Source organism: Agrobacterium bohemicum, assembly GCF_001562555.1.
Taxonomy (GTDB): Bacteria; Pseudomonadota; Alphaproteobacteria; order Rhizobiales; family Rhizobiaceae; genus Agrobacterium; species Agrobacterium bohemicum.
In genome coordinates, this window is sequence record NZ_KQ961024.1 from 64,432 (window position 1) to 88,925 (window position 24,494).

Annotated in this window: 27 protein-coding genes; 13 read left to right on the forward strand and 14 right to left on the reverse strand. The window is 55.3% G+C overall.

The genetic code is table 11. The features are described 5' to 3' along the window. Window positions 1-2 precede the first annotated feature (2 nt). Window positions 3-359 carry a YbaN family protein gene (locus tag ATO67_RS03485; protein WP_067645571.1) on the reverse strand — a complete coding sequence of 119 codons (357 nt, stop codon included), beginning with the start codon at window positions 357-359 and terminating at the stop codon, window positions 3-5. Window positions 360-547: 188 nt separating this feature from the next. On the opposite strand from ATO67_RS03485, the gene ATO67_RS03490 reads away from it, so the two are divergent. The 5 genes from ATO67_RS03490 (at window position 548) to ATO67_RS03510 (ending at window position 4,572) form a co-directional block, all read left to right on the forward strand. Further along, window positions 548-943 carry a VOC family protein gene (locus ATO67_RS03490; protein ID WP_067645573.1) on the forward strand — a complete coding sequence of 132 codons (396 nt, stop codon included), beginning with the start codon at window positions 548-550 and terminating at the stop codon, window positions 941-943. Between the two features lie 14 nt (window positions 944-957). Beyond that, window positions 958-1,650 (forward strand): uracil-DNA glycosylase, encoded by a 693-nt coding sequence (ung, locus tag ATO67_RS03495; RefSeq protein ID WP_067644443.1) that lies wholly within the window; start codon window positions 958-960, stop codon window positions 1,648-1,650. 82 nt (window positions 1,651-1,732) lie between these two features. Then, entirely contained in the window at window positions 1,733-2,800 is a 1,068-nt protein-coding gene (locus ATO67_RS03500) for a DUF2218 domain-containing protein (protein WP_067644446.1), read from the forward strand. Between the two features lie 163 nt (window positions 2,801-2,963). Then, complete coding sequence (locus ATO67_RS03505) at window positions 2,964-3,896, forward strand: VOC family protein (RefSeq protein WP_067644448.1); 933 nt, start codon at window positions 2,964-2,966, stop codon at window positions 3,894-3,896. A 64-nt stretch (window positions 3,897-3,960) separates the two neighbouring features. Beyond that, complete coding sequence (locus tag ATO67_RS03510; RefSeq protein WP_067644451.1) at window positions 3,961-4,572, forward strand: alpha/beta hydrolase; 612 nt, start codon at window positions 3,961-3,963, stop codon at window positions 4,570-4,572. A gap of 236 nt (window positions 4,573-4,808) precedes the next feature. On the opposite strand, the gene ATO67_RS03515 is transcribed toward ATO67_RS03510, so the two are convergent. The 3 genes from ATO67_RS03515 to ATO67_RS03525 form a co-directional block, all read right to left on the reverse strand. Continuing rightward, window positions 4,809-5,393, reverse strand: a complete 585-nt coding sequence (locus ATO67_RS03515) for a transglycosylase SLT domain-containing protein (RefSeq protein ID WP_067644454.1) — start codon at window positions 5,391-5,393, stop codon at window positions 4,809-4,811. A 101-nt stretch (window positions 5,394-5,494) separates the two neighbouring features. Further along, window positions 5,495-6,328 carry a TrmH family RNA methyltransferase gene (locus ATO67_RS03520; protein ID WP_067644455.1) on the reverse strand — a complete coding sequence of 278 codons (834 nt, stop codon included), beginning with the start codon at window positions 6,326-6,328 and terminating at the stop codon, window positions 5,495-5,497. Beyond that, complete coding sequence (locus ATO67_RS03525; RefSeq protein WP_067644458.1) at window positions 6,318-6,701, reverse strand: hypothetical protein; 384 nt, start codon at window positions 6,699-6,701, stop codon at window positions 6,318-6,320. The genes ATO67_RS03520 and ATO67_RS03525 overlap by 11 nt, the downstream gene beginning before the upstream one ends. A 38-nt stretch (window positions 6,702-6,739) precedes the next feature. On the opposite strand from ATO67_RS03525, the gene ATO67_RS03530 reads away from it, so the two are divergent. The 3 genes from ATO67_RS03530 to rpoH all read left to right on the forward strand — a co-directional run bounded on the left by ATO67_RS03530 (window position 6,740) and on the right by rpoH (window position 9,917). Further along, a complete protein-coding gene (locus ATO67_RS03530) occupies window positions 6,740-7,762 on the forward strand; it encodes an RluA family pseudouridine synthase (RefSeq protein WP_067644461.1) in 1,023 nt (340 codons plus the stop codon). 287 nt (window positions 7,763-8,049) lie between these two features. Further along, window positions 8,050-8,832 carry a class I SAM-dependent methyltransferase gene (locus ATO67_RS03535; protein WP_067644464.1) on the forward strand — a complete coding sequence of 261 codons (783 nt, stop codon included), beginning with the start codon at window positions 8,050-8,052 and terminating at the stop codon, window positions 8,830-8,832. A 182-nt stretch (window positions 8,833-9,014) separates the two neighbouring features. Next, the gene (gene rpoH / locus ATO67_RS03540) at window positions 9,015-9,917 is read left to right on the forward strand and encodes an RNA polymerase sigma factor RpoH (RefSeq protein WP_067644470.1); all 903 of its coding nucleotides are present in this window, start codon (window positions 9,015-9,017) and stop codon (window positions 9,915-9,917) included. Window positions 9,918-9,989: 72 nt separating this feature from the next. On the opposite strand, the gene ATO67_RS03545 is transcribed toward rpoH, so the two are convergent. Both ATO67_RS03545 and ATO67_RS03550 read right to left on the reverse strand, forming a co-directional pair. Beyond that, the gene (locus ATO67_RS03545) at window positions 9,990-12,236 is read right to left on the reverse strand and encodes a hypothetical protein (RefSeq protein WP_067644472.1); all 2,247 of its coding nucleotides are present in this window, start codon (window positions 12,234-12,236) and stop codon (window positions 9,990-9,992) included. A 70-nt stretch (window positions 12,237-12,306) separates the two neighbouring features. After that, on the reverse strand, window positions 12,307-13,605 hold the full coding sequence (locus ATO67_RS03550; protein WP_067644474.1) for an adenylosuccinate synthase: 1,299 nt from the start codon (window positions 13,603-13,605) through the stop codon (window positions 12,307-12,309). A gap of 221 nt (window positions 13,606-13,826) precedes the next feature. On the opposite strand from ATO67_RS03550, the gene ATO67_RS03555 reads away from it, so the two are divergent. Continuing rightward, window positions 13,827-14,714: a DMT family transporter gene (locus ATO67_RS03555; RefSeq protein WP_067645576.1), complete on the forward strand. Its 888-nt coding sequence runs from the start codon at window positions 13,827-13,829 to the stop codon at window positions 14,712-14,714. A 42-nt stretch (window positions 14,715-14,756) separates the two neighbouring features. Here ATO67_RS03555 and ATO67_RS03560 read toward each other — a convergent pair whose 3' ends face one another. From ATO67_RS03560 to ATO67_RS03570, 3 genes are all read right to left on the reverse strand, one after another. Next, a complete protein-coding gene (locus tag ATO67_RS03560; protein ID WP_157940994.1) occupies window positions 14,757-14,996 on the reverse strand; it encodes a hypothetical protein in 240 nt (79 codons plus the stop codon). A 203-nt stretch (window positions 14,997-15,199) separates the two neighbouring features. Beyond that, entirely contained in the window at window positions 15,200-16,300 is a 1,101-nt protein-coding gene (locus ATO67_RS03565) for a coiled-coil domain-containing protein (protein WP_067644479.1), read from the reverse strand. A gap of 162 nt (window positions 16,301-16,462) precedes the next feature. Beyond that, window positions 16,463-17,059, reverse strand: a complete 597-nt coding sequence (locus ATO67_RS03570; protein ID WP_067644482.1) for a DUF1134 domain-containing protein — start codon at window positions 17,057-17,059, stop codon at window positions 16,463-16,465. A gap of 148 nt (window positions 17,060-17,207) precedes the next feature. Here ATO67_RS03570 and chpT point away from each other — a divergent pair, with 148 nt between their 5' ends. Beyond that, the gene (chpT, locus tag ATO67_RS03575; RefSeq protein WP_067644485.1) at window positions 17,208-17,858 is read left to right on the forward strand and encodes a histidine phosphotransferase ChpT; all 651 of its coding nucleotides are present in this window, start codon (window positions 17,208-17,210) and stop codon (window positions 17,856-17,858) included. 70 nt (window positions 17,859-17,928) lie between these two features. Here the strand turns inward: chpT and ATO67_RS03580 are convergent, their stop codons facing one another. Together ATO67_RS03580 and ctrA are read right to left on the reverse strand one after the other, a co-directional pair. Next, window positions 17,929-18,330, reverse strand: coding sequence for a GNAT family N-acetyltransferase (locus tag ATO67_RS03580; RefSeq protein WP_082760166.1), 402 nt, complete (start codon window positions 18,328-18,330; stop codon window positions 17,929-17,931). A 108-nt stretch (window positions 18,331-18,438) separates the two neighbouring features. Further along, on the reverse strand, window positions 18,439-19,143 hold the full coding sequence (ctrA, locus tag ATO67_RS03585; RefSeq protein WP_067644491.1) for a response regulator transcription factor CtrA: 705 nt from the start codon (window positions 19,141-19,143) through the stop codon (window positions 18,439-18,441). A 442-nt stretch (window positions 19,144-19,585) separates the two neighbouring features. Between ctrA and ATO67_RS03590 the strand changes: the two genes are divergently transcribed. Both ATO67_RS03590 and ATO67_RS03595 read left to right on the forward strand, forming a co-directional pair. Continuing rightward, complete coding sequence (locus tag ATO67_RS03590) at window positions 19,586-19,936, forward strand: flagellar export protein FliJ (protein ID WP_067644494.1); 351 nt, start codon at window positions 19,586-19,588, stop codon at window positions 19,934-19,936. 236 nt (window positions 19,937-20,172) lie between these two features. Further along, a complete protein-coding gene (locus ATO67_RS03595) occupies window positions 20,173-20,610 on the forward strand; it encodes a GFA family protein (RefSeq protein WP_067644497.1) in 438 nt (145 codons plus the stop codon). A gap of 135 nt (window positions 20,611-20,745) precedes the next feature. On the opposite strand, the gene sciP is transcribed toward ATO67_RS03595, so the two are convergent. From sciP to cysQ, 3 genes are all read right to left on the reverse strand, one after another. Further along, window positions 20,746-21,021, reverse strand: a complete 276-nt coding sequence (gene sciP, locus ATO67_RS22265; RefSeq protein ID WP_027675777.1) for a CtrA inhibitor SciP — start codon at window positions 21,019-21,021, stop codon at window positions 20,746-20,748. A gap of 325 nt (window positions 21,022-21,346) precedes the next feature. Next, window positions 21,347-22,387, reverse strand: coding sequence for a DUF2793 domain-containing protein (locus ATO67_RS03600; protein WP_067644499.1), 1,041 nt, complete (start codon window positions 22,385-22,387; stop codon window positions 21,347-21,349). 83 nt (window positions 22,388-22,470) lie between these two features. Next, on the reverse strand, window positions 22,471-23,244 hold the full coding sequence (gene cysQ / locus ATO67_RS03605) for a 3'(2'),5'-bisphosphate nucleotidase CysQ (RefSeq protein WP_067644502.1): 774 nt from the start codon (window positions 23,242-23,244) through the stop codon (window positions 22,471-22,473). Window positions 23,245-23,590: 346 nt separating this feature from the next. Between cysQ and ATO67_RS03610 the strand changes: the two genes are divergently transcribed. Next, the gene (locus ATO67_RS03610) at window positions 23,591-24,493 is read left to right on the forward strand and encodes a branched-chain amino acid ABC transporter permease (protein WP_067644505.1); all 903 of its coding nucleotides are present in this window, start codon (window positions 23,591-23,593) and stop codon (window positions 24,491-24,493) included. The last annotated feature ends 1 nt before the right edge of the window (window position 24,494 follow it).

The window sequence follows — 24,494 nt, forward strand, 5'->3', positions numbered from 1 at the left end:
CGTCAGGGTTCAGGCCGGGTGGCCACGAAAATGGCGGCGCCCAGCATGACGGCGGCGACGATCGAGGCACGCAGCGGCGTCGGTTCGGTTGTGAACCAGAATATCCCGTAACTCATTGTCATAAGAGAAACTGCGGCGATTTTTGCCTTGCGGGGAATGGCACCTTTTTCCCGCCAATTGCGCAGGGATGGCCCAAATCTGGGGTGGGACAGAAGCCAGGTTTCGAGCCTCGGGGACGATTTGGAAAAGCACCAGAGTGCCACCAGAAGAAACGGCGTCGTAGGCAAAATAGGCAGAAACGCACCGACGATACCGGTGGCAACCATGAGCCAGCCAAGACAGAGATACAAGACGCGCATGACTGCCGGTATCATGAGTTCTCTGGTCATGATAGTGGGAAGCTGTCGTTGTATAGACGCATGTGGTTGTCTGGCATGCGACCGGAAATGGCCTTGAGGGTTGAAACCCGAGCGTTCAGGCTTTATCAGCCTCGCCCAATGCCTGCAGCATAAGCGGGCGACCAACGATGCAGGAAGAAGGAAACACCATGGCCAAACTTATTCACTCTATGGTCCGGGTGCTGGACGAGAAGCGTTCGGTGGGTTTTTACAGCCAAGCTTTCGGTCTTGAGATCGCTGAGCGTTTCGAGTTCGAGACGTTTACGCTGGTCTATCTCAGCAATGCCGACGGTGACTTCGAGTTGGAGCTGACCATCAACAAAGGCCGCGAAGTGCCTTACGCGCTGGGAGATGGCTACGGCCACATTGCCGTCAGCGTCGAAGATGTAGATGCCGAACATGCTCGTCTGGCAGCGCTTGGTCTGTCAGTCGGCAAGATCGTTAATGTGGACTATAGGGGTAGGCCATTTGCGAAGTACTTCTTCATCTGCGACCCGGATGGGTACAAGATTGAAGTTCTCCAGCGCGGCAATCGCTTTAAATAGATCAAGAGGGTTTCATGACAGAGGCAGGCGTCAAACTCGAGGAAAGCTGGAAACACGTGCTTTCGGCGGAATTCGCCAGCCCCTACATGCAAAAGCTGAAAGACTTTCTGCTGGCAGAGAAAACTGCCGGCAAGCACATTTTCCCCAAAGGCAGCGAGTATTTCCGCGCACTCGACCTGACACCGCTGGACGAGGTCAAGGTCGTCATTCTTGGCCAGGACCCGTATCATGGCGCGGGACAGGCGCATGGCCTGTGTTTTTCCGTGCAGCCGGGCGTGCGCACGCCGCCATCGCTCGTCAACATCTACAAGGAATTGCAGAGCGATCTCGGGATTGCGCCCGTCAAGCACGGCTTTCTGGAAAGCTGGGCCAAACAGGGGGTGCTGCTGCTCAACAGTGTCCTGACGGTCGAAGAGGCGCGCGCTGCATCTCACCAGGGGCAGGGCTGGGAGAAGTTTACCGATGCCATCATCCGCACCGTGAATGAAGAGTGCGATAGCGTCGTTTTTCTGCTCTGGGGCTCCTACGCGCAGAAAAAAGCAGCTTTCGTAGACCAGACGAAACATCTTGTTCTCAAATCACCGCATCCATCACCGCTGTCGGCGCACAACGGATTTTTTGGCAACCACCATTTCTCCAAAGCCAACGAGTTTCTTGTTTCGCGGGGCAGGGAGCCAATAAACTGGCAATTGCCGGAAAAAGTGTGATCGAACGTCGTAAAAACTGCTTTGCACTTTTAAATTTACTGATCTAAAGATAACCGGACTGTAATCTGAAGGATTTACGCCGGTGACTTTTCTGTCTGCGAAAACATCTGTTGCTCTTCCCGACCCACATGCCATCGTTGCGGCTTTTCACGAGCATTTCGCCGAGTATATGACGATGACCCGCGATGGCGAGGCTGTGCATTTCGAGGCGGATTACGGCAACGGCACATTTGGTGCCGAGGATGGGCGCTTTGCTGCTCGGATCAATTGCGTTTCGGAAAATATTCTGCTCTCCGTCAAGGCCATGGTTGCCGAGCATATTGTTGAGTTTTCCGGCGATACGTCGCTCGATTTTCGCTGGGAAGGGGATGGAGCAGAGCTGCGGGAACTGCCCAATCTGTTTAGCGGTCGCGTTGTGCGAGCCTATAATCTGACGCCAAAGATGCGGCGCGTCGTGATCGCGATCGATGAGGGCATCGAGCGGTTGATGAGTGGTGGGCTGCATGTCCGCATCCTCATCCTTCCCGATCAGGCTCGCGCTCCCGTTTGGCCGCATGTGTCGAAAACGGGTGCCATCGTCTGGGCGCAAGGCGAGGATGAACAGGCGCGTCGCGTCTATACCATCCGTTCCGGCGATATCAAGCGCGGGGAAATCAATCTCGATTTCGTCATGCACGAGGGCGACGACATGCCCGGCGCGCATTTCGGCGCAACGGCGGCTGCTGGCGATATCGTCGGTATCGTTGGCCCCGGCGGCGAACTGCCCGACGCCGAGGACTACGTGTTTGCTGGCGATGAAACCGCACTGCCGGTGATGTTACGCATGGCGGCCGAAATGCCAGCGGGCAAGAAGCTCACGGTTTATGCGGAAATCGACAATGAGAACGAGCGGCAGGAGGTTTCCTCCAAGGCGCAGGTGACGTGGAACTGGCTGTACCGCGATGGGAAAGCCGCCGGCACTGCCGGGTTGCTGCAACAATCCCTGCGCTCTCATGGCTGGAATGGTCATGAGGGGCTGCATGTGTTCGTCGGCTGCGAAAAAAGTGAAGCCCGCATTATCAAAAAGATGTTGGGGGACGAGGCCGGTCTCCCGAAAACATGCCTTCACACCGCGGGGTACTGGGTCCGTGGCGCCAATGACGACCACTGATAAAGCGCGTCTGGTTTGCTGAACAGTAAACGGCATCGTTTCCAATTTGAGAACAATCCGTTCTGAACGTCCCATCTATGCGAGCGGCCTGATCTGCACCATCTTGAACCCATGAAAGAAGGGTGTCGCTTCCCTGCGCGCCCGTCCAATCGGAGGGTTTAAAATGTTGAACCAGATCAAAGGTCTGCACCACGTCACATCCATGGCGGCGAGTGCGCGTGGCAACAACCATTTCTTCACGGATACGCTCGGCCTGCGCCGCGTCAAGAAGACGGTCAACTTCGACGCGCCTGATGTCTACCACCTCTATTACGGTGATGAGGTTGGTACACCCGGCTCAGTGATGACCTATTTTCCTTTTCCGCACATGGCGCGGGGCCGTCAGGGCACTGGCGAAGTCGGCACGACGTTGTTTTCCGTTCCCGAGGGTTCGCTTGGGTACTGGCAGGATCGTTTGGCGAAAGCCAATGTCGATGGCCTGAAAGCCGATGAAGCTTTCGGTAACAAACGCCTGCACTTTGCCGGACCGGATGGCGATGGCTTTGCCCTTGTCGAGGTCAAGGACGATGCGCGTACGCAGTGGACCGCCAATGGCGTCGGTGAAGATCAGGCGATCCGTGGTTTTCAGGGGGCGTCGTTACGGCTTGCAGATGAAGGTGCGACGGCGGAGCTTCTGAAGTTCATGGGCTATCAGGAAGTGGACAGGCAGGACGGCGTGTTGCGGCTAGGTATGCCCGGCGGTAATGGTGCCGATTTTATCGACATCGAAACCATGCCGAATATTTCCGGCGCTCGTCTTGGGGCAGGCTCGGTTCACCACATCGCCTTCGCGGTCGAAAACCGCGAGACGCAGTTGGAAGTCCGCAAGGCATTGATGGATACGGGGCATCAGGTCACGCCGGTTATCGATCGTGATTACTTCTGGGCGATCTACTTCCGCACGCCCGGCGGCGTGCTGTTTGAAATCGCGACGAACGAACCGGGTTTCGACCGCGACGAAGACACGGCCCATCTGGGCGAAGCGTTGAAGCTGCCATCACAGCACGCACATCTGCGCGCCACGCTGGAACAGCATCTGGAACCATTGGACAATTGATTTTGCAGGAAAGAGGAAACGCTTGCGGCTTGAGGGCCGCAGGCCGTTTTCAGGAGGTATATCCATGAGCAAGGACGCTTATTCTCACAAGGTTCGCGCCGGTGCGCCGGGCCAGCCAGCCTTTTTCGTCTTTCACGGTACAGGTGGTGACGAGAACCAGTTCTTCGATTTCGGCGCGCGATTGCTGCCGAATGCGACCGTCATTTCGCCCCGCGGCGACGTTTCGGAATCCGGCGCTTCGCGGTTTTTCCGCAGAACGGCGGAAGGCGTCTATGACATGGCCGATCTCAATCGTGCCACGCAGCAGATGGCTGAATTTATCAAAGCCAACCGCGATTATCATGAGGCGGGTCTAGTCGTTGGCCTGGGTTTTTCCAACGGTGCGAATATTCTCGCCAACGTGCTGATCGAATTCCCCGATCTTTTTGACGCAGCCGTGCTGATGCATCCGCTTATTCCGTTCGAGCCGAAGCCCGCGCCAGCACTCGCGTCAAGGCGTGTGCTGATCACGGCGGGCGAACATGATCCGATCTGCCCGGTCCCGTTGACAACTGGGCTGGCGGATTATTTCATGGCTCAGGGTGGTGACGTTGACGTGGAATGGCATTCCGGCGGCCACGAAATCCGTTCTAACGAGATCGAGGCGGCTAAGGTGTTTCTGGCACCATACGTTTAGCGGTTCAAGAAGGGTTTGGCCAAACCCACTACCGTCATCCTCGGGCTTGACCCGAGGATCGAACCACGTTTTACGTTGGGGGTTCGCTAAATCCTCGGGTCAAGCCTGAGGATGACGTGGAGAGGTAATTGACCTCCATCTACAAAGCAGACGATGTACGAAGTCCTTGATCGCGCTGGATCCAGCAGAAAGTGCGGGATGACGGAGCGGGAAGGTGGGATCACAAAACAGACGTTCTACCGATACCCGCAATCCTGCAATTGCTTCTCATACCGCATGGCCACGTTAGCGGATTTGCGGGCGGCCTTCTGGATGGCGGTGTTGCTGCGCCAGACGCCCTTCGCATAGCCGGTGTGGCCGGAGTAATAGGCGAGGTAAAGATTGTAGGGGTCGTTGAGGGCAATGCCGTTCTGACGGTTGCTCTTGGCATGGTACCAGCCGACGAAGTGAATTGCGTCGGTGAAATCGGTACGGCTGGCGTTCCAGCGACCTGTCTCGCGCTGATAGACTTTCCACGTACCGTCTAGCGCCTGGGCATAGCCATAGGCGGTTGATTTGCGTCCCCATGGTATGAAGCCGAAGAGCTTGTTACGCGGCGGTCGGGCATAGGGCTGGAAGCTGGATTCGGTGTAGATGGTCGCCATCATAACCGGCACTGGCACGCCGAACTCCCGTTCTGCTGCTTGTGCATCTTTCTTCCAGTTGTTGAATATGCCGTTCCGCTGTTCGAAAATCGCACAGGCATTGGTGATCTGCGACGGAGCCGTCGCGCAGCCAGCCAGAACAGTCAAAAGAAAAACGACGACAAATACGCCACGCATCGCGAAACCTCTCGTTCCGCTCATTACTAAATTGTAAATGTTAACGGTCGGTTTTGAGACAAGGTTAATGCAAATGCGGCCTATTAAGGTTTCGTTTACAATCAGATGCGGCCGATTGCGCTTGCCATCTGATAAAGCGCGAGGCCGGAGGCTGTGCCTGCATTGAGGCTGTCGAGCTCAGGTGCCTGGGCGATACGGGCCGTATGAAAGCGCGTCAGCACATCGGGGGCTAAGCCGTCGCCTTCGGTGCCGATAACGAGCGCCATGCGGTTGGAAGCCGGTATCTGCCGGATTTCCGTCGTACCTGCGGGCGACAGGCTCCAGATGTCGAAGCCTTCCGCTGCCAATGTCTCCAGCATCTCAACCGCACCGCCGCCGCGATGATATGGCACTGAAAGTACCGAGCCGACCGAAACGCGCAACGACTTCCGATAAAGCGGATCGCAGCAGGTGGCATCCATAAACACCGCGTCTGCGTAAAACGCGGCAGCGTTGCGAAACATCGAGCCGAGATTATCGTGGTTGGAAATGCCGCAACCGACGAGCACGAGCGAGGATTTCGGCAGTTGGCGTATTGTTTGTGCCATATCCTTGTCGCTCTTGCGCTTGCCGAGCGCCAGAATGCCGCGATGCAGGTTGAAACCGACAATCGCATCCAGCACCGATGCCGTGGCCACGTAGATCGGCACGTCGGATGGAAATTCTCTCAGAATATCAGACACGCCTGCAAGGCGGTTTTCGAGGATCAGAATGCTTTCCGCCTCGAAATCACCACCGGCCTTGTGCGCTGCCGCCAACATGCGCAGCACGACCGTACCTTCGACGATGAAGCGACCCTGCCTGCCGGTCAGGTCACGCTCGCGAATGTCCCTGAAAGCTGAAATGCGTGGATCATCCGCCTCGGTTATAGAGGTGAATCCCAGATCACCGGGCATCGATGGTGATGTCTGCTACGAAACGGCCCGCCTGTACATTGAACACCAGCGCCTTGCGTGTGCCGTTGGCCAGGCGTCCGTAGAACAGCATATCGCCGCTGGCGAAAGACACGTTCTCGATGGTGAAGCCCTGCGGCAGGCTTGCGGTGGCAGCAACCGGCGCGTCGGAGGGAACGGTTGGGCTGGTATTGGTGGCGGTCGCGGTCTTGGATGGGCCGACCGCCTTGTAGACAACGGCACCGAAGACAGCCATAAGGCTGATAAACATCACGGAGCCCGACACGATCTGCAACCGGATCATCTTGCGGCGAACTTTTTCCATGGCCGGGTCTAACGGCTGGTCGTCCTGTTCGGCTTGCTCGATCTGCGTCATCGGGATCCTTGGATATTGTTGATTGATCGGAAATAAGAATGAACGACCCCTTTAAACAAGGCGGAGACGCAAGGAAAGTCCTGATTGCCGGGGAAGATGCCGAAGGTCGCCTCGATGCATGGCTCGCAGCCGAAGTCGGCGGCGATCTGTCGCGCAGCCGCATCAAGGCGCTGATCGAGCAGGGCGCGGTTTCTCTGAATGAAAAGCCAATCGCTGAGCCGAAAAAGAAGGTTCATCCGGGTGACCGCATCGAGATCACCATGCCGGAGCCGGAAGACCCGGAGCCCAAGGGTGAGGACATTCCCATTGAGGTGGAATATGAGGACGAAGACCTCATCGTACTTCTCAAGCCAGCCGGTCTCGTCGTGCATCCCGGTGCTGGCAACTGGACAGGAACGCTGGTGAATGCGCTGATCCACCATTGCGGTGATAGCCTCTCCGGCATTGGCGGCGTCAAACGCCCCGGCATCGTGCACCGTCTGGACAAGGAAACCAGCGGTGTGATGGTCGTGGCCAAAAACGACAATGCCCATCGCAAATTGGCGGCACAATTTGCCGACCATGGTCGTACAGGGCCGCTCGAGCGTGCCTATAAGGCCATCGTCTGGGGACGCCCCAAGACGTTGCGTGGCACGATTGACGCCGCACTGGGTCGCGGCGCCGACCGCACCAAGCGCGCCGTCAAACGCGAAGATACCGATGATGCGCGTGAGGCCATCACCCACTACGAAGTGATCGAGCGTTATCACGAAAAGCCGGATGCGACATCGCTTGCTTCGCTGGTGGAATGCCGTCTGGAGACCGGGCGCACCCATCAAATCCGCGTTCACATGGCCCATATCGGCCACCCGCTGATCGGTGACCCGGAATATGGTGCGGCGTTCCGCACCAAGGCCAATCTGTTGCCGGAGGACGCAAAAACGGTGGTGAACCGTTTTTCAAGGCAGGCTCTGCACGCCTATTTACTCGCTTTCGAACATCCACGCACCGGCGAGGTGATGGAGTTTGAAACGGATATGCCTGACGATATGGAAGAGCTGGCGCAAGCCCTTAGGGGCTGATACCGCCCAATTACAGACACAGTCACTTCGGGAGCCATCGGCTCCCGAAGTGGTTTTTGGTGTCGCATATCCGCGTAAGCAGTAAATTATACTTATAATTTAGTTTATTATAATTACTTAAATAAGCGCCCTAATATCAAGTCTCATTTTCGCTTCAATTATTTCTACTTTTTGCGGTACAATAAAATTTTCGCAGAAGACAATGTATCTTCTGGGTTTGCCTACCGAAGATTGAATTGTACTTTGCAACCTGCTCACTAGCATGCAGAAACCAGGGATTGCGCGCCATGAATGTTAATGATCGAAAATTCATCTTTCATGATCTGCAAAAAATCGAAGGTTATATTGATCCTCCAGACGCTCTTGTTTTCACGTCATTGCTCCACGCCCAGCAGAAGAAGGCTTTCGAGGGGGGCGTTGCCGAAATCGGAGTTTTCTACGGCCGCTCTTATTTCCTCATGCGTAAAGCTGTCGGCAATGATGGCCGCGTGCTTGCAGTGGATATGTTCGATCTCGATGACTCCGACGGTGTTTGCCGCCAGTACGAACGCTTTCTGGATAACGGCATCCGACTCAATCTTGCGGTTGACGAAAGTCTGGTCATTAAGGGTGACAGCACGAAACTCGACTCCAAGGACGTGCTGGAGAAGATAGGCAAGGTGCGGTTTTTCAGCATCGATGGTGGCCATATGCTGCATCACGTCATGTCAGACAGCAAACTGGCGATGGACGTCTTGGCCGACCATGGCGTGATTGCGTTCGATGATACGTTCAATCCGCAATGGCCTGAAGTCACGGTCGGCGTAGCGGATTTTTTGCGCGAGAAAGGCGATAGCTTCAGCGCCTTCTGCATGACGAAATACAAGACCTATGTTTGCCGGCGTGAATACCATGATTTTTACGAGAGGGTTGTTCTGCAGTCGCCTGAATTGCTGGCTTTCGACCATGTCGAAACCGAGTTCCTGGGTTCGAAAGTCACGCGGCTGCACAATCCCATGGGACGCCGGATGATCTATGAATTGATGCTGCGTTCCGGCCTCACAAATTTTTCGGAACGAATCTATCGCTGATCTGTTTCCAGAGTGAAAAATACGCAGGTTATTTTATAACGCGTGTGTGAAGTGCACGCGCTTGAAACGTGAGTTTCCAATACATATTTGTTACGTGGGTTCGTGCGGGGTCGGAGTTCGACACGCAATTTTGGTTTGCCTGCGAAGGGAGCCAGCCTGGAACATAGATAAGGGGGTGCTTTATGGCCCGCAATAGTTTGCCTTCAATTACTGCCGGTGAAGCCGGTCTGAACCGATATCTCGATGAGATACGCAAGTTTCCCATGCTTGAGCCGCAAGAGGAATACATGCTTGGCAAGCGTTACGCCGAACATGGAGACCGCGATGCAGCTCACAAATTGGTGACGAGCCATTTGCGCCTCGTGGCGAAAATCGCCATGGGATATCGCGGTTACGGTTTGCCGATCGGCGAAGTCGTATCCGAGGGCAATGTGGGCCTGATGCAGGCGGTCAAGAAATTCGACCCCGAGCGTGGCTTCCGCCTTGCGACCTATGCCATGTGGTGGATCAAAGCCTCGATTCAGGAGTACATCCTGCGATCCTGGTCGCTGGTGAAGATGGGAACGACCGCCAACCAGAAACGCCTGTTCTTCAACCTCCGTCGCCTGAAGGGTAAAATCCAGGCTATCGAGGATGGCGATCTGAAGCCCGAACACGTGACGGAGATCGCCACCAAGCTTCAGGTGTCCGAGGAAGAGGTCATCTCCATGAACCGTCGCCTGCACGGTGACGCTTCGCTGAACGCGCCTATCAAGGCTGCGGAAGGTGAGGCGGGACAATGGCAGGATTGGCTTGTGGATGACCACGAGAGCCAGGAGACCGTGCTTATTCAGCAGGACGAGCTGGAAACACGCCGCCGCATGCTTTCCAGAGCTATGGGCGTTCTGAACGACCGTGAGCGTCGTATTTTTGAAGCGCGCCGTCTGTCCGAAGACCCGGTGACGCTGGAAGATTTGTCCACGGAGTTCGACATCAGCCGCGAACGTGTCCGCCAGATTGAAGTCCGTGCGTTCGAAAAGGTTCAAGAGGCTGTCCAGAAGGACGCACTTGAAACTGCGAAATCCCTGCGCGTTGTAGACGCGTAAACGAACCGGTTTTGATAAGTAAAAAGCCCCGGATGTTTCCATCCGGGGCTTTTTTGTTGGTCAATAGAAACCTTACTGTCCGGTGGCGGGCGCCGCGGCACTCCACTCGCGCAATGCGGTTTCGAAAGCAGGCTTGCCATCCGCACCCTTCTGCAGGGTCAACAGAGCGCGGCGACCGTTGCGGTAGGACACGGGAATGTCGATCCAGTCACGGGTCCGCATCAGCTCGAGGTTCGTCTTAAGTGCATCCGGAAAATCATTGAGTGCGATCATGTGGAAATCGTCGGTGATCTTCGCTGGGACGGCAATGAGAGCGTTACCGCGATCCTGCTCCGTGCTCTTCATCGCGATTCGCTGCACGCTGTCGATTGCGCCGCCTTCGAAACCGGGACCGACAGAGAAGACGATCTCGACCAGATGGCTGGCGGGCAGGGACGGGTCCGTGTTGCGCTTGAAGGTGATCAACGCGCTGAGGCCGCGGCCGGGAATAGTGATCTGGCCCTGAACGGTTGGCGAAGGCTTGCCGTTAGCATCCGCTTCGTTTTGAAGCGACCAGGATACCGTTCCTTCAATTGCTGTCGGCACGGTCTGGCCGAGCACTTCTTCATAGAGGAACATGCGGTGGCCGGAAGCGGCAGCCGCTTGCTGCTGCGCGGGTGTAGCCTGACCCGCCGGGGTGGCGGTCGTTGTCGGAGGCGTCGTTTGCGCCGTTGCTGGCGGTGCCTCTTCGTTCTGGACGTAAACGGACTGACCCTCAGCCGTTACGGGCTGGCCGTTGGCACCGGGTCCGGCGCCTTCGTCTTTTTCCGTGCCATCAGCCAGAAGACGTTGGGTAAACTTCGTGCCTGTGACCGAGCCGTCATCGACCGCAGCCGTTTGCGTCGGCGTGTTCGTAGGCTGTCCGTTCGTGGTGGGCTGTGCGGGTGTGGTTGCAGCGGGCGCGGAGGCGGGGGTAGATTCGGTTCCAGACGGTGTCGAGGCGGTGGTGCCGGTCTTTGCAGACTGCACGAGGCCACCCACCATATCATTCAGTGTATCGCGGTTGACCCACAGTGCGTAGGCACCGCCAGCCAATAGCACGAAGCCGCAAAGCGACAGAACGAGTGCCGCATAATTACGGCGTGGCTTTTTCTTCGTGCGGTAGGCCGCAGCTGGAATACCATCAGCAGCCAGACCGGAATCGTAATCGCTCTTGCCGGAATTGGTGGTTGAGTTACCGGACGTACCATCATAGCCGATCAGCTCTTCCAGATCGTCCCAAGGTGTCCGTTCCTTATCATCCTTCTGGCCGGCCTGTAGGGCGAAGGGATCGTTATCTGCGCGGGGAAGGCCAGGACTCGTCTTGGGAGGCAGGTCGAGAGCCGTGTCCTGGAAATAGGTCGAGTAGTCCTCGACAACCGCTGGCGACTGTTTTGCAGCGTTGGCTTTAGGCTCCAGCTTATCATAGTCATCATCAGAGAAAACCGGTGCTTCGCCGAAACGGACATCGTCATTGCGACGCTCATCCTTCGGCTGCTCGGCGGCTACATCCTGATAATAGGGTGAGGGAGCAGCGTAGCTTGCGGTGTAGGGCAGTGGTGTGTTTTCGTGGAAAACATCGTTCTCCGCATGGCGCACAGGCTCTTCGTGCAGATTGTCGGAAGCCTCGTAAACGGGCGCATCGTCGAGATTGTCCTGCCCAACCCAGTTCTGGTGAGCATGCTCCTCTTCAGCAACCGTCTCAGGCTCAACGGACGCAACAGGTTCCGGCGCATAGCGCGGCTCTTCTGTGGCGGTCGTGAAATATGTTTGTGTTTCTGGCTCTGGCGTAGCGTTCGCATAAGCATAGTCTGCCTCGACAGGCTCAGGTGCGACCGGCTCTTCTTCAACATAACGCTCAGCCGCGACGACTGGCTCATCATGATAGGTCGGATAGTCAGGCAGATGCTTTTCTTCGAGCCGTTCGGTCTGCACCGGCTCGGGTGCAACGGTTTCTTCGTCATAGCGCCGTTGCTCGTCCGCAACCGTTTCCTCGTAATAGGGTGAGGAAACATCGGGTTGTGCAGCAATGACGGTAGCCGCGGGCACTGCCTCGACGTAGTCATCTTCTTCATCGATGGCCGGCAGTGCCTCGGAATACTCGCCTTCAACCTCGGAAATGGCCGTATCCAGCTTGAGGATTTGCCGCTTCAGCAGCTCTTCCGGCGGGCGCGGCTTCATGTTTTCCAATTGGCGCACGACGGCGCTACGCGCTTTGTCGTACACCTTAGCCCGGTTTTCGGGAGTATTGTTCGCCAAGCCATCCACGGCTTTGCGAATGACTGCTACAAAATCCGCCATAAGCACTTTCTCGTCGAGGCCAATGACGTCCTGGCCCGATATGGTTTATGAAACTCAATCATCGAAGACATTAGTCTTCAAATGGATCAGTCACAAGTATGGTGTCATCCCGCTCAGGGCTGGTGGAAAGAAGCGCAACCGGTGCACCAATCAATTCCTCGACCTGACGGACATATTTAATAGCTTGAGCAGGTAAATCCGCCCATTTACGGGCACCGACGGTGGATTCTTTCCAGCCTTCAAGTGTCACGTATATTGGCTCGACGCGCGCCTGAGCACCCTGGCTTGCCGGAAGATGGTCGATTTCCTGTCCGTCAAGCTTATAGCCGACGCAAATTTTCAGCTCTTCGAGACCATCCAGAACGTCAAGCTTTGTCAGCGCGATGCCGGTGATGCCGTTGGTTGCGACAGACTGGCGAACCAGCGCTGCATCGAACCAGCCACAGCGGCGCTTGCGGCCCGTGACGGTGCCGAATTCATGACCCTTTTCGCCCAGGAACTGGCCGACTTCATCGTGCAGTTCTGTCGGGAAGGGGCCTTCGCCGACGCGTGTCGTATAAGCCTTGGTGATGCCAAGGATATAGCCGAGGGAACCTGGACCCATGCCGGAACCGGCTGCTGCCTGTCCTGCAACGGTGTTGGACGACGTGACATAGGGATATGTGCCGTGGTCGATATCGAGCAGCGAGCCTTGCGCGCCTTCAAACAGAATACGCGCGCCAGCGCGGCGTTTCTTGTCAAGCAAGAGCCATACGGTTTCGCTAAACGGAAGAATCTGGTCGGCAACCGATGTCAGTTCTTCCATGATCGTTTCATGGCTGACTTCGGCAGCACCGAAACCGCGGCGGAGAGCATTGTGGTGCGTCAGGATGCGGTCAACCTTGGCCGACAGCGCTTCCTTGTCTTCGAGGTCCATGACGCGGATTGCGCGACGGCCGACCTTGTCTTCATAGGCAGGGCCAATGCCGCGGCGGGTCGTGCCGATCTTGGTGCCGCTGTTGGAGGCTGCGTCTTCGCGCATGCCATCCAGTTCACGGTGCAGGGAAAGAATGAGCGTTGCGTTATCAGCAATGCGCAGGTTCTCAGGCGTGACCTTTACGCCCTGAACGTCAAGACGGCCGATTTCGGCAATCAACGCATGCGGATCAACGACGACACCGTTGCCGATAACGGCAAGCTTGCCTGGGCGCACCACACCGGAGGGCAAAAGCGACAGCTTGTAGCTGACGCCATCGATAACAAGCGTATGACCTGCATTGTGACCACCCTGATAGCGCACGACAACGTCAGCGCGCTCGGACAGCCAATCTACGATCTTACCCTTGCCTTCATCGCCCCACTGCGAGCCGACCACCACGACATTCGTCATTTCTTGCTTTCCTGCTCCTGGCGCCAATGAAGGCCCCTAACTCAAACCCGCGAATGTATACTGCGTTGTTTTGCGGAAAGCGACCCCGTTTATGTGGCGAATCCTTGTTTTTCCGGGACAATTCAGACCGGTAGCCTTTTATTGAGCTTCATCTGCGCTTGCGCGAGACGAATCGGCAGTGCAAAAAAGCTGCGGGTCTTCATCTGAAAGTCAAAAATTCCGTGTCATCCAAAGCGTATCTCGTGCTGATCATCGCCACACTGTGCTGGGGTGGAAATGCCGTGGCGGGAAAGCTGGCCGTCGGGCATGTCAGCCCCATGGTCCTTACATTTCTCAGATGGGCCATCGCGGTGACCGTGATCGTTGCCATATCGATGCCGCAACTGGTTCGCGATTGGCCAATCGTCAAAAAACGTCTGCCGTATTTCCTGGTTTTGGGCGCTGTGGGCTATACCTGTTTCAACGCGGCGCTCTACACGGCGCTGCGATACACATCCGCTATCAATGTCGCGGTCATTCAGGCTGGCATTCCGATGGTCATTTTCGCCTTCAACTTTGCACTGTTCAGGACACGTATTTCCGTCGGACAGGTCATTGGCTTCGTGCTGACGATGGTCGGTATCGGGATGCTTGCCTCACAGGGCAACCTGATGTCTCTTATTCATCTCGATATGAACATTGGTGATGCCATCATGCTGCTCGCCGTCCTTTCCTACGCGATCTACACCGTCATGTTGCGCTGGAAGCCGCAGGTCAACTGGCGCACTCTCATGGCTATTCCAGCCATAGCGGCGTTGATTTCTTCTGTCCCTCTCGTGTTATGGGAGGTTTCGCGAGACGCGGCAGTCTGGCCGGATTCCAAGGGTTGGTTGATTACAGTCTATACCGCGCTGTTCGCATCGCTCGTCGCGCAGATACTCTTCATTCTGGGCGTGGAGCGTATCGGGCCCAATCGCGCCGGCCTTTTCATCAACCTCATTCCGGTCTTCGGCACGTTTCTCTCCGTGCTCATTCTCGGCGAAACATTGCATCCCTACCAGATCATCGCGCTGCTGTTGACGCTTAGCGGCATTGCGGTGGCCGAAAGAAAAAAACCGCCGCTTCCTTGAGGAAACGGCGGCAAGTCAGTCATGAACTTTGAATGTCGAGGGTTACTTTGCGGCCTGCCTCTGGTCGAAGCCACTGAAATAGTGATCGAGCGTCGTGATAGCGTCCTGTCTTGAAACGTCGATTTTGTCTGCGCTGCTCAAGGGTGAGACTGAGGCGACAACGTCGCGCTCGATAGTCCCAAATTCGCGGGCGAAACCGCCCGGGCCTGCTGCGTCTGCATGGGTCGAAACGGATGCGATAACGGCTCCGCAGATGGCGGCTGCAAAGAGTTTCTTGAACATGGTCGTACCCCGTTTTTGCGTCGGCCAGCTTTCTGCCGGTCTTTTCCGCGTTGTTCTGATCGGCGTCAGATGTTTCATCCGGGCCAGTGATCACGACAATACAGGGCAGTCTTTTCGGGGGATTTAAGCCGATAGCTACAATTTTATCAGTCTTTATTTTTAATGCGATCTATATCGATTTTTTTCGGAACGCGCCAAAACACTTAGTTTTTCTGCTGGGTCAAAGCGTCGTGGGCAAGGATTGCGAGGTTTTTACGCCCGCTTTCGCTCCGCCCATGGGCAATCATCGACGGAAGAGGAGAAGCTTCGCCTTCTTGCGCAGCCGTCAAGGCAATCATCCGGGCCGCAATCTGTGAAATTTCCTTGCGGATCGCTTCGTCGTTGCCGCTGCCTTTGCCGTTCAGCAGTCTTTCGGTCAAGGCCGTGCCCTGATTGCGGATATCCTCGATCTCTCGGGCGATCCTGTCCGGCGTCATCGCCATTACGCCGATTTGTATCGTGGGCTTTGTTACAGCGGCGGGCTCTTCGGTGCTGTCGTCAGTCGAACGTTGCTGCTTGAGGCGGCTAACTTCCTGAGCGCGGCGCTCCAGCAGCATCTCGTTGTCTGCATTTCGGGATGCTTGCGTGGCGAGTTGTTCTTCCAGGCGCGCGATCTTGCGGCTTTCCCGGTTCATATGGTTTGCCGCTTCGCGGTTCTTGGCTGCGGCCTCATCGAGTTCCTTGGTGATGGCTTCACGTTCTTTGCGCCATGTCGCCATTTTGTGCTTGGCTTGTTCCACCTCGATGTCGCGGGCGGACAGTGTAATTTTCAAATCATCCAGTTCACGGGAAATGGTCGTGACGCGCTTGGTGAGGTTGGAAATTTCCTGCGTGCGCGACAATGCGGTCTCTTCGGCATCGTTCAAGGCTGCCTTCAGCCGGGCCGCAGCGTCCTCGTGACGGCGTGCCTTGGCGCGAAGGTCATTGGCCTCAAGCGTCATGGCTTCGAGTTGTGATTTCAGGTCTCGCGTTTCGGCAAGCAACCTGCTGGAATCCGTAACCGCCGTGTCGTTTCTGAATTTCAGAGATAGCGCTTTTTCGCGCTCCGCATCCAGTTCCTGGCGGGTTCGTGCATTTTCAGCCGCATAGAGCGCGCGCGCCATATCCTTTTGCGCCCGGACTTCCTGCGGGCTGATCGGCATCGTCGCGCGAAGCCGTTTTTCCGTGTAGACGACGATGCGACGATGAATGGCCGGTGCCATCAGCGAAACCAGCAGAATGGCAGAGAGAAAACCCAGGCCAAAAAGAAGGGCGTACTCGATCACGCAGCTTGTCTCCACTCGAAAACGCGATGCCGGAACCGACTGGGTTCTCGGCCGCGCGGATTATTCCACAGGCCCGAATTCTTTCACGCCAATCTTGTGCCAGGCCTTATGCTCAAGAGAGCGGGCGAGCACCATGTTACGCCACTTTGCGTCAATTGCGAATCAGAAGGGGTTCCAGGTGGGCTGCTGTGTCAGCTTGAGATAGCCGACATTGATGCCGAGACGTGCGCCGATTCCCGTTCTGATCGGAGCAATCGTGACGTCGCTGTTTTTCAACACGGTCATGCCGACGCCTGCAACGATGAAGGCCGAACCGGATACACCGCCATAACGACGATAAAGCGAATCAACGGAGGGAAGATTATAGACGAGCATCATGGCGCGTGTGCCCTGTCCGCCGTAATCCAGACCAAGCGACGGACCTTGCCAGAAAACGGGGTGTTGGCCGGCGTTCTTGGTATAAAGCTGTCCTTCGCCGTAGGTCAGGCCGGCCACGAACGCGCCAGAACCTTCCTGGCCCAGAATATAGCCGTTGGGCAGGCCGTATTGTTGAAAGGCGCGTTCTACCACTTTCGCAAGCCCGCCGGTCGTTTCGCCAAAAAATCCATGTCCAGCGTCGACAATCTCCTGAAGGGAGTATTGGTCGCTGCTCTGGGCAGAGGCATGCGCAGCAGATACGCAAAGGCTCGCGAGTACCACGAAAATCTTTACCAGTCCGAGGCGTGCGATGGTGCGGAGTTCGGTCAGTCGCATCTTCAATTCCGTCCGTCTGTTTCGTTCGTTTTGCCCTGTTAAGACATTTGGTATTTTGAAACTATGATATTAACAATCGGTTTACCAAATATGGTGTCATTATGGCTTAATAACTTCCACACGGTCCGCGCAGCCTTGCGCAGGAGAGAAATTTATGACGAGCAAACCAAACCTGACGCTGTCTGGAGCCGACCTGGCGGCGCTTCTTTGCAGTCGCGTATGCCATGATGTGATTTCTCCTGTTGGAGCCATCAACAACGGACTTGAGCTGCTGGATGAGGGTGGCTCGGACGCGGATGCTCTCGATCTGATCCGCACATCGGCGGTCAATGCGTCTGTCCGGCTGAAATTCGCCCGCCTCGCTTTCGGTGCATCCGGCTCTGCTGGCGCATCCATCGATACCGGCGAAGCCGAAAAGGCCGCCAAGGATTTCGCTGCCGCCGAAAAGAAAGCCGAAGTGACCTGGAACGGGGCGCGCGCCATTGTACCCAAAAACCGCGTAAAGATGCTTCTCAACCTTTTCCTCGTGGCCTATAGCGCCATTCCACGCGGCGGTAACATTGATGTGACCGTGGAAAACCCGGAAACGGATGCCAAGTTCGAAATCACAGTCAAGGGCCGCATGATGCGCCTGCCGGCGAAGTTCGTGGCCCTATCCGAAGGCACGGAAGAAGAAGACGTCGATGCGCATTCCGTGCAGCCTTATTATACGCTTCTGATGGCCCGTGATGCGGGTATGATGATCGAATACGTAGTCCACGAAGACCGCATCGTGTTCACGGCGACGACTGTAGAAACCGCTTGATTCGCCACCTTCATTGGGTACATGTCGGGCTGCCTTTTGGCGGCCCCTTTTGTTGTTCAGAACACGTGCATCAGCTGATCGTTCGGCGCATGATCTCGTTAAGATAGGCCTTGTCGACGATGCGAAAATGCGTCGTGCCGACGCGCTTAAAATCATTGCCGAGATAGAAGTTGATGGCGTCTGCGTTTTCGGAATTCACCGCCAGCCATACCGCGTCGATCCCTAACGCTGCGCATTGCGCTAAGCCCTCGCTTAAAAGACCTTTTCCAATGCCGTCTTCATTCTCCGAGACGATGATTCGTTCGTTATCGCTTGTGATGATCGCTTCCAGCTTGGTCGTGGTGAACTCGGACAAGGCGTAATCGGCGAAGAAGCCGTTCACGCCCTTGCGCAAATAGGTCCCGATCCAAACCTCTATCGAGATCGCCGCAAGGCTTGAGGCATCTGACGCTTTAGCATGTCTGAAAAGCATGGTGTCGCTCTGCATTAACTCTCCGGTGCCGAAACACTTGGCCGTTAAAGCAAAAAAACCGCCGGATGAAGGGCGGTTTTTTTGTTTGCGGGCATGCTTGGGAGACTATCAGGCTGTTTCGAGAAATTCAGCCGCGCTATCGGGCTCGCGCAGAACGTAACCACGGCCCCAGACGGTTTCGATGTAGTTTGCGCCGCCTGCGGCATTTGCCAGCTTCTTGCGCAGTTTGCAGATGAAAACGTCGATGATCTTCAGTTCAGGCTCATCCATACCGCCGTAGAGGTGGTTGAGGAACATTTCCTTGGTGAGCGTGGTGCCTTTGCGGAGCGAAAGCAGCTCCAGCATCTGGTATTCCTTGCCCGTCAGGTGAACGCGCTGACCGCCGACTTCCACCGTCTTTGCGTCCAGATTGACGATGAGTTCGCCGGTCGAGATGACCGATTGGGCGTGGCCCTTGGAACGGCGTACAATAGCATGAATACGAGCAACAAGTTCGTCCTTGTGGAACGGCTTTGTCATATAGTCGTCTGCGCCGAAGCCCAGACCGCGTACCTTGTCTTCGATGCCGGCCATACCAGACAAAATCAAGATCGGTGTCTTGACCTTGGAAAGGCGAAGCGTTCTCAAAACCTCGTAGCCCGACATATCGGGGAGGTTAAGATCGAGCAGAATGATGTCGTAATCGTAGAGCTTTCCAAGGTCCACGCCTTCCTCGCCGAGGTCGGTCGTATAGACGTTGAAACTTTCAGACTTCAACATCAGCTCAATGCTCTGAGCTGTTGCGCTGTCGTCTTCGATCAGTAGAACCCGCATAATTATCCCCTTTGCCGCCGCGGAAGGTAAATGATTGCCCTTTGCGCGATGCGGATCCAGTCGTTGCCTGATTTGCAGGCTGCCACCAAATGGTTAACAAATTCTAATTACCTTTGGCAAGGTGTGTAGAATTTATTAAATACTGGCTCCAGTCTGCTGTTATTCAACGTGAATCTGCATCACCAAACTTGAATCGTAACGTGAACAAATCCCGCTAAGTGATTCAATCGACTCTTACATTGTCGTGCCCGTTTTTTCGGACTTGGCGTTTACCGACCTTTAAATGATCTGCCTTATCATTAACGATGCCCGTAAACGAAAGGTTAACGACGTCGATTTTTTATTAACGTCCGGTAACTTTTCGGAATCATTCCGGCACATGCCGCGATGAAGGGTCGGTTCGAGTTATGACCGGGGTCTCGCTATCCACGGAGTATTGCGTATGAAGTCGCGTGACAGCCTAGTTCGCCTGAAGGAATTTCAGGTCAACGAAAAACGTCGTCAATTGCAGCAATTGCAATCAATGATGTCCGAATTCGAACGAATGGCCAAGGAGTTGGTCCATCAGATTTCTCTGGAGGAGAGCAAATCGGGGATTACAGATCCAACGCATTTCGCCTATCCGACCTTCGCGAAGGCCGCTCGCCAACGCGCGGATAATCTTCAGGTCTCCATTCGCGAACTGAAGATGCAGGAAGAAGCCGCAGAAACGGTCCTGGAAGAAGTACAGGCCGAGTACGAGAGAGCAACTGCTCTCGAAAATCGCGACGTTGCGATTCGCGCTCGCGCCTGAGACACATACGAAGAACGAAACGTCCTCATTGACGGTGGCCAGTGGATCAGGAGGCTGCTTTCAATGGTGTGACGTCATGTCTTGTCGTCGGTAGCAATCGTTAAGATGTGCCCGGCGCAAATTGTTTTTCTATGGCACCGACAAAAACCGCTCGATGTTCGAGCGGTTTTTTTATGCGAGTGATTTGGCGATTGTGATCGGTTACACAATCTCAAACACTTGAAGGTTGGAAATCGATGAGCCACATCGCAAAAACGGTCACGGCACAAAAACTGACCAGAGGCTCTTGTCTTTGCGGGAACGTGCATTGGGAGTTTCGGGGCGAGATACCGGATGCAACAATTTGCAACTGCACCGCGTGCCGTCGCTACGGTGTTCTTTGGGCCTATGAATATGAAGGCCACGGCATTTCGATATATGATCCGCACGCTCAACTCGTTGGATATCAACGGGGATCAAACGTATTGTCTTTTAACTTCTGCAAGACATGCGGCAATCTGGTCTCTTGGCGCCGAACGAAAGCAGAGGAGGATGGCCGCTTGCGGATAGCTGTCAACCTGCGTCTTGCTGAACCTGCCGACGTCGCGGATATCCCGATCGTGCGGTTCGATGGTTTGCACAGCTTTGACGACTTACCGATCGACGGGCGGGCCGTGACAGACTTCTGGTTTTGATCAGCCCGAAAGACCCACAAACAGTCTGCTTTTTCACAGAGCCAGAACAAATCAGCGCCACACATTCCCCATCATCCCGGGGAAAGGTGACGCTTGATATTTGTCGGCGATTTCCCTTTGACGGGAAATCGTAAACTAGTGGCGGTACTGCTGGATGCGCGTTGTGCGCAGGCCAGCAAGGCCGTGGTCACTGATAGAAGACTGCCAGGAGAGGAACTCCTCAACTGTCAGCGTATAACGTTCGCAGGCTTCCTCGAGGCTCAATAATCCTCCTCGTACCGCGGCGACAACCTCTGCCTTTCGACGAATGACCCAGCGGCGCGTATCCGCAGGGGGCAAGTCGGCAATCGTAAGAGGGCTGCCATCGGGGCCGATGACATATTTAACTCGTGGGCGTATCATTTCGGTCATTGGACACTCTACACAAACTCAAGACCATATTTGATGCACTCTAGGGCCGTACCTTTAAAAATTACCTAAGCAACTTGTGAGGATTTGTTAAGAATTTGAATGGTTTCGCCTGATTTGTTCGAGCTTTGCTGGATTCTTGTGCCAAAAAGAAAAAATCATTTTGTCTTTTTTTATGTCAGTTACAGCCAAATAAAGTCATATCGGAATTTCATCATGTTTGCGGGTAGTCGTGATCGGCCCATAATTGGCTCTTCTCTGGCTGCCCCCCTATATTGAAAGTAAAGTTGCCTGCCGTCACCTTTCGTCGTAACGGCAGGCCTGGTGATCAGAGCATCATCAAAGAGACTTCTGTTTTCCCAGGTCCGTAAGCAAGCTGGCAACTGCCGCTATGGGCGAGCGATATGCGGTCATTCGCTTTTAGCGGGACAAGAAAGCTTGCCGATTGCAAGCTGTTGGCAGCGGATGCGGTGCCGTTCAATGCAAATGAGCTTGCCGCTCCGTTGATCCTGATCGTTACCGTATGGCCGGAAGACGAGGAAACTGCCACCGACAAGGTCATGACGTAGATACCAGTTGCCGGGATCAGCAGTTCCTTCAACGCCTCGACAACGACGTTACCAAGCGTAAATCCACCCTGTTGGACAGGAAGATCGGTAAAGCCTGAAATAGAGCCAGCCGCATGCGAAATGTTGCCGGTTGCGCGTCCAGCGCGCACCAAGGGTCGTACGGGCATGGAGACATGCCCGGCGCCCGAGATTGAAAGTGCGGTTGTCCATGACGCGCCATCCGCCGAGGTCTTGATCGAGAAACTGTCATTTCCTACCAGTCCTATTTCCGCGCGTCCGCTCCATCCGGATTGAAACAGTAACGATGCCGTATCGTTGGAGGATGCCTTGTTCACCTTGATCTGGTGCCCGCCGCCAGAGAGGGCGTTGGTGAACAGGCTGGCCTGTGACGAAACGGCCAATCTGTTGACAGTATCCGCTGTGGTGTTTACGCCAAGTTGTAGAAAACGCCCGTTTTCAGGGGGAGGCACGTCTTTCCATACGCCGGTTTGCAGCACTCTTGGGCGCTCGAGTTCCACGAACCAGGCCTGCCAGCCCTCGCGTGGTGATATGTAAATCCAGGCGTCGTCTTGCCGGAATGCCAGTTTCCCGGCCCGGTTTTCCCAATCGTCGGTGGCTGTGGAGCTGATCAGAAAGCAGTCGCCCTCTTCAGGTGTGCCGGGAGGCGTACTGATTTCGCTTTGGACAACCAGTTGCGTGATGGCATCCAGCCTTTGCAGGGCTTCATTATGCGTTACGTGCTTTTGCGCCTGGGACGGCATGATATAGGGCAGTTCAAGTCGTGTTGTCTGTTCGGTCATGGTTCGATCTCCGTTGCAACGAAGAGTGTGCGGCCATGCCTGATGCCGTGGAGAAAAATAGGAAATTATTTTTTGAGCTGCTTTTAGGGTGCCGCACCCCAGGCGATGAAATCAGGGTTGGCAAGCCCGTCGCTATCGCTGTCATCGAGTTCATAGCGTAGGGGCGCACCAGACATATCCAGCGTTATGCCGCCGGCTGCTCTGAGCACGGCATCGCCCGCTGCCGTATCCCACATCATTGTGCGGCTGAAGCGAGGATAAACATCTGCCGCCCCTTCGGCCAGCAGGCAGAATTTTAATGAGGAGCCGATGGATATACTGTCGATCAATCCTCGTTCGGCAACGAAGGCCTCCGTCTTCGGCGTGCAGTGAGAGCGACTGATAACGGCGATCGGAATTGTCGGCTTGGCGCGACAGCGAACCTTGCGCACATCAGTCTGCTCGAACTCATCGGAAATCTGAACCTTGCAGGCGATGTCTCCGTCTCCGGTCCAAAGCACCTTCAGTGCGGGCGCATAGACGACGCCCATTACCGGGGCGCCATTGCGAACCAGAGCGATGTTGACGGTAAAATCCTGTTTGCCGGAAATGAACTCCTTGGTTCCATCCAGAGGATCGACCAGAAAGAATTCGTCACCGGCGTTTGGCACAATGCCGTTGGCCGCGGCTTCTTCCGCGATGACAGGAATGTCTGGGAAATGATGCGCAAGCGCTTCGAGAATAACGTCTTCTGCCCGCTGATCGGCTTCGGTAACGGGGGAGCAATCGTTCTTATATGTGACATGGGGACCTGCGGCATGGACCGACATGATCTCTTTGCCTGCCTTCAAGGTTGCCGCAATCAATATTTCAAGCATCTAAGTCCCTTAGCCGGTCGCCAGATGGATTCTCCAGCAAAGACGACATAAGCCTTCCTTATTTGATTTACAACGCAACCGAATTGCCGCCGGATGATCTGAAACACGCGGGATTTTTGAATGCCAGCTGCTTTTTACGGCAATTGATGCTGAAAATATCACCGTTGTGATCTGTCAGGCAGCAATGCATGAGGAAAATTCAAATTTTGGGCAAAATGACTCGTTTTTGACTTCACATTTCTTCCGAACCCGATATGGGTTTTGGGTAAGGGGGACAAAAAATGCAGCCCCCGGAAGCAACATAAACGAGACCTGTTCCGTTCGAGAGTGGGTCCGGGGGAAAAATATGGAGTACTTCTTCCAGCAGCTCATCAACGGGCTGACTCTTGGCTCGATCTATGGCCTCATCGCTATTGGCTACACGATGGTCTACGGCATTGTCGGCATGATCAACTTTGCCCATGGTGATATCTTCATGCTGGGCGGCTTCGCCGCGTTGATCGTTTTTCTGATTCTGACATCGTTTTTTGCCGGTATTCCCGTCGTCATTCTCCTTTTGGTCATGATGGTTGTGGCAATGCTGATGACCGGTCTGTGGAACTGGGCCATTGAACGGGTGGCCTATCGCCCGCTTCGAGGCTCCTTCCGTCTTGCGCCGCTGATCACGGCGATCGGTATGTCGATTGCGCTGTCGAACTTCATTCAGGTGGCGCAGGGCCCGCGCAACAAGCCGATCCCGTCGCTGGTAACGGACGTCTATCACTTCGGTGCCATCACCATTTCGCTGAAGCAGCTTGTCATTGTGGTCATCACTTCGGTTCTGCTGTTCGCTTTCTGGTATATCGTCAACAAGACGCCGCTTGGCCGTGCGCAACGTGCCACCGAGCAGGACCGCAAGATGGCTGCCCTTCTGGGTGTGGATGTTGACCGCACGATCTCGATCACCTTCGTCATGGGCGCTGCTCTCGCTGCCGTCGCCGGTACAATGTATCTGATGTATTATGGTGTCGCGTCCTTCAACGACGGCTTTATCCCGGGCGTCAAGGCGTTTACCGCAGCCGTTCTTGGCGGCATCGGCTCTCTTCCGGGTGCCGTGCTGGGTGGTTTGCTCATCGGTCTCATCGAGAGCCTTTGGTCTGCCTATTTCTCCATCGCCTACAAGGACGTTGCTGCATTCGGCATCCTTGCATTCGTTCTGATTTTCAAGCCGACTGGTATTCTGGGCCGTCCGGAAGTCGAGAAGGTTTAAG